The 3,245-nt window shown below is 73.2% G+C and carries 3 protein-coding genes; all 3 read right to left on the bottom strand.

The features are described from left to right. Positions 1 to 255: 255 nt before the first annotated feature. Positions 256 to 1,152: a hypothetical protein gene (locus GSF22_RS32245; RefSeq protein ID WP_208817690.1), complete on the bottom strand. Its 897-nt coding sequence runs from the start codon at positions 1,150 to 1,152 to the stop codon at positions 256 to 258. 129 nt (positions 1,153 to 1,281) lie between these two features. Further along, the gene (locus GSF22_RS32240; RefSeq protein ID WP_208817689.1) at positions 1,282 to 2,034 is read right to left on the bottom strand and encodes an alpha/beta fold hydrolase; all 753 of its coding nucleotides are present in this window, start codon (positions 2,032 to 2,034) and stop codon (positions 1,282 to 1,284) included. A gap of 159 nt (positions 2,035 to 2,193) precedes the next feature. Continuing rightward, positions 2,194 to 3,063 carry a C39 family peptidase gene (locus tag GSF22_RS32235; protein ID WP_208817688.1) on the bottom strand — a complete coding sequence of 290 codons (870 nt, stop codon included), beginning with the start codon at positions 3,061 to 3,063 and terminating at the stop codon, positions 2,194 to 2,196. Between the last annotated feature and the right edge of the window lie 182 nt (positions 3,064 to 3,245).

Below are 3,245 nucleotides of genomic sequence, written 5' to 3'. Positions count from 1 at the left end.
GCCCCACACCACCGCCCACGCCGCCCCCGGGCCGTCGCCCGGGGTGCACCGGGCTACCGGGCACCTGGCTACTCGCTGTCGAGCTGCTGGCGTGCTCGGAGCGCTCCGGATACGCCAGCAGCTCGACAGGCTCCAGCGGGCCATCGTGTGCGCCGGTCCCGGACGCTGCGCCGATCCTCCGACACCCTGCGGGCACGACAGCGGGGGTGCCGTGCGGCGCACGGCACCCCCGGGGAACGGATCAGCGGCGACTGATCAGCCGCAGATCACCGTCCCGCTGAGCCGCCAGTTCTCGACGTAGCCGTCGGGGTCCTCGTGGGCCCAGGTGTTCGACGACCGCAGCCCGGAGATCAGCACTTGCGCCCGGCTGTTCTCGTGGATGCTCGACACCTCGATGCCGGCGCCGACGCTGTACGGTTCCTTGCCGGCCGGACAGCCCAGCGTCACATTCCGCGTCGAGGAGCTCACCAGGTCGGACCCGTTCCGGATCCGTTCGAGGGCGGCCGGCTTGTTGGCGCAGATCGCGAAGGCCCGCAGCGCCTCCAGACCGTGCGCGGCCTTGGCCTGGTCCAGGGTCCGCGCCCGCGCGTAGGTGTAGAAGGGAACCTCGGCCGCGTCGTTGAAGCCCGGCTCCACCAGGTCCAGGATGAATGCCCCGTCGGTGTTGTAGACCATCGCGCCGGAACCGAGGAGCTTCTTGGTGCCCGTGCAGCTGACGGTCTTCGAGATCCGGTGGTAGTCGTTCCACCCGGTCCTGTCCGCCGAGACCACCTCGTATCCCGAGGGCGTGGTGACGCAGAAGGCGCTCGCACTGATCTGCCAGTTGCCGGTGAAGTCCGTCGTACCGGTCTCACGCATGACCACGGTCCAGGTCCTGCCGTCGGCGGACGGGGCGAACTGCTCCAACCCGACCCGGCCGACCGCATCGAGCGAGGCGGTCAGCCAGGCCTCCCCACCGGTGACGACCTTGCCGATCGGACAGGTCAGGGTCAACGGCTTGACCCCGACGCTGTTCGACGCGGAAATGGCGGAGAGCTTCTGCCACCCGGCCGGGGCGGCCGAGGCCGGCGTCACCCCGCTGATCCCGACCGAAGCCAGCACCGCGAGCGCGACAGCCGCCCCACCGAACCCGGCCCTCAGAGTAAATCGCATTCCCGTCTCCCTGTCCCTGACAGCGATCGGCGTACGGGTCGACGGGCGACCCCCGATCGCGTGGTTGCTGGGGACAAGGCTGGCGGTGGGCGCTTGGCGGCCACTAGGCGAACGCTTGGCGCCGCCGGTTCACCCTGGTGGGAGCAGCTCCCGGAACACCGTCGACGGGTCTTCGACGTGCGCGCTGTGCCCCAGTCCGGGCAGGGTGACCACCGGTACGCCGTACCCGGCGAGGTGGGCGTCGGTGACCATCGGGTCGTGCTCGCCCCGGGCCAGGGTCACCGGGCACCGGACGGCCCCGAGCAGACCGGTCAGGTCGGGCGCCCCGACACCGAACGCGGCCGGGTCCATGGCGAGCCGCCACCGGCCGTCCTGCTCGACCAGGCCCGGGTCGACCGCCGGATCCGCCGGATCGAGCAGCCCGGCCAGGCCGGCCACCTTCAGGTACCGGTCGGCGGCCTCGTCCCGGGAGGCGAACCAGGTCACCGGCCGTCGGGCGAGCGCACCGGCGCGGGCCAGGTCGTCCGAGGTCCAGACGGTCTTGATGCCCAGCCCGACGACCCGGTCGACGGGCGGTCCGCCGGGGCGGGCGGCGAGGGTCAGCCCCACCACACCGCCGAGGGAGTGCCCGAGGACCACGACCGGCTCGGCGGGGTCGAGCAGGTCGGCGACCCGGTCGGCCAGCGCGGTGAAGGAGTACCCGGGCAGGGGTGCCGCCGTACCGTGACCGGCCAGGTCGGGTGCGAGCCAGCGCTCCGGCCAGTACCGGTCGAGCAGCGGACGCCAGCGGTGCCAGACGGCGCCGGTACCCCCCATGCCGTGCAGCAGCACCAGGCGGGGCGTCCGGGGCCCGCCGGTCGGGGTGGTTTCCGGGTCGGCCATGTCGAGCAGTCTGCCACCGGCCCCGGGCACACCGGAACCACCGCAGGGCCCACCCCGCACGCGCACCGGGCGCCGACCCTGTCGGGTCGGCGCCCGGTGGCGGCGGCGCGGGGAGGAGAACCGCCGGTATACCTGCCGGTACTGCTGCGGGACGGTCCGTCAGGCGGAGTAGCCCCGGGTCGCGATCCAGTTGGCCAGGACGGTGGTCTCCAGCCAGTACGACGCGGTGGCCGGGTCGGCGGAGTCGGCGATCCGCACGCTACGGCCGTCGTCGGCATAGCCGACCACCGCGATGTAGTGCCCGCCGGGGAAGGAGTGCCAGCCGCCCTCGGTGTCGGTCACCGAACCGGCCACGTTGGCGACCACGGCGTACCCGGTGCTGACCGCCCGGACCACGTCGGCGCGGAGCTGGTCCATCTGGGCCTCGGTGGCGGAGCCGCCGGGGATCAGCCGGGTGCGGTAGAAGTCGGTACCGGTCACGTCGTTGAGCACCCGGGTGGTGTCGTACGCGGAGTCGGTGCCGCCCTCGTCGGTGTTGAGCGGGCCGGCCAGCGCGTCCTGGCTGCGTTCGATGCCCCGTACCGTCAGGGCGTTGCGCACCGCCGCCGGGCCGCAGTAGTAGTAGGTCGTCTGGGCCTGGTAGTCGACGTCGAGCACCTTCTTCGCGGGCGGCTTCGGCTTGGCGGTCGTGGCCTGCACCGCGACCTTCCGCACCGGCTTGGCGACGGCGGACGGGGTACCCGTCGGGGTGCCCGCGCTCGGGGCCGCCGTCGACGGGACCGCCGACGGGGCGGTGGTCGTCGCCGGGCGGACCGCCCGGGAGCCCGCACCGGCGCCCGAGTCGTTCCGCTCGGTCACGGCGGCCACCGTCAGGTCACCCCGGGTGGGCTCGTCGGTGCGGGTCAGCAACACCCCGGTGGCCGAGGTGACGGCGAGCACGGCGGCCGAAACAGCCGCGACCTGGTACGGGCGACGCGACACCGCGCGCGTCAACTGCTGCTTGAAGCGGTCTTTCACGTGATCCTCCACGGTTGGGTCACGTCGTCGGGGGTATGACGACGTGCCGGGCCGGCCGCTGGCGCGGCAGGCGGACGGGACGGTGCTGCCGGGAAGACGGATCCACCGAGGTCAGGCGCACGCCGACCACACCACGGGGCGGAAGCTCACCGTGGTGCTGCGGGTCGACCGGGGGGTGCGAAGGGGGAAGGTGG

Origin of the sequence: Micromonospora echinofusca (genome assembly GCF_017614955.1) — a bacterium.
GTDB lineage: Bacteria > Actinomycetota > Actinomycetes > Mycobacteriales > Micromonosporaceae > Micromonospora > Micromonospora echinofusca_A.
The sequence above is the reverse complement of the archived record's forward strand: the minus strand, read 5'-3'. Positions and strand labels throughout refer to the sequence as shown.

What these genes read in the sequence shown, in the direction of transcription:
- GSF22_RS32245 (WP_208817690.1), bottom strand. Translation starts at nt 1,152, where the DNA reads ATGCGATTTACTCTGAGGGCCGGGTTCGGTGGGGCGGCTGTCGCGCTC.
- GSF22_RS32240 (WP_208817689.1), bottom strand. Translation starts at nt 2,034, where the DNA reads ATGGCCGACCCGGAAACCACCCCGACCGGCGGGCCCCGGACGCCCCGC.